The 823-nt window shown below is 51.3% G+C and carries 7 tRNA genes; all 7 read left to right on the top strand.

Going from position 1 to position 823, the window contains the following annotated elements:
- Nucleotides 1-187: 187 nt before the first annotated feature.
- Nucleotides 188-260, top strand: a tRNA-Val gene (locus ADH49_RS08030).
- Nucleotides 261-262: 2 nt separating this feature from the next.
- A tRNA-Asp gene (locus ADH49_RS08025) sits at nt 263-335 on the top strand.
- Nucleotides 336-366: 31 nt separating this feature from the next.
- Nucleotides 367-439 (top strand) — tRNA-Lys (locus tag ADH49_RS08020).
- A 5-nt stretch (nt 440-444) separates the two neighbouring features.
- Nucleotides 445-526, top strand: a tRNA-Leu gene (locus ADH49_RS08015).
- A gap of 17 nt (nt 527-543) precedes the next feature.
- A tRNA-Thr gene (locus ADH49_RS08010) sits at nt 544-616 on the top strand.
- 23 nt (nt 617-639) lie between these two features.
- Nucleotides 640-711: transfer RNA gene (locus ADH49_RS08005), tRNA-Gly, on the top strand.
- A 7-nt stretch (nt 712-718) separates the two neighbouring features.
- A tRNA-Leu gene (locus ADH49_RS08000) sits at nt 719-804 on the top strand.
- Nucleotides 805-823: the final 19 nt, after the last annotated feature.

Here is an 823-nt window from a genome sequence, read left to right as displayed (position 1 = left end):
GCCCTAGAACGCCGGAAGTAGTTGGGGGTTGCCCCCTGTGAGATATGGTAGTCGCTTAGCAAGATAGGAAGTTAGAAGACTTCCTTTTTTGGGAGTTTAGCTCAGCTAAGGAGAACGCAAGTTCGACTTTGTCGCAGCTGACGAAAGTCAGTGCACGACAGGGATCCAGTGAGTTAAACGACCATTTGGGAGTTTAGCTCAGCTGGGAGAGCATCTGCCTTACAAGCAGAGGGTCAGCGGTTCGATCCCGTTAACTCCCATAGGTCCCGTAGTGTAGCGGTTATCACGTCGCCCTGTCACGGCGAAGATCGCGGGTTCGATTCCCGTCGGGACCGTAGAAACGAAGTTTCTAGCAGATAATGATACGACTCGTTAGCTCAGTTGGTAGAGCAATTGACTTTTAATCAATGGGTCACTGGTTCGAGCCCAGTACGGGTCATTATAGCGGGTTTGGCGGAATTGGCAGACGCACCAGATTTAGGATCTGGCGCTTTACGGCGTGGGGGTTCAAGTCCCTTAACCCGCATAAAAGAATAATAATGAGCCGGCTTAGCTCAGTTGGTAGAGCATCTGATTTGTAATCAGAGGGTCGCGTGTTCAAGTCATGTAGCCGGCATTTTTTTATATAAAGAAACAGATGCGAACGTAGTTCAGTGGTAGAACACCACCTTGCCAAGGTGGGGGTCGCGGGTTCGAATCCCGTCGTTCGCTTGAGGAGGCCGGGGTGGCGGAACTGGCAGACGCACAGGACTTAAAATCCTGCGATTGGTAACGATCGTACCGGTTCGATTCCGGTCCTCGGCATAGACTTAGGTTGGAGAAG

The organism is Streptococcus sp. 400_SSPC (assembly GCF_001072745.1).
In the GTDB taxonomy this organism is placed as follows: domain Bacteria; phylum Bacillota; class Bacilli; order Lactobacillales; family Streptococcaceae; genus Streptococcus; species Streptococcus xiaochunlingii.
Note: the sequence above shows the minus strand (reverse complement) of the source record. Positions and strands in the feature narration are given on the sequence as shown.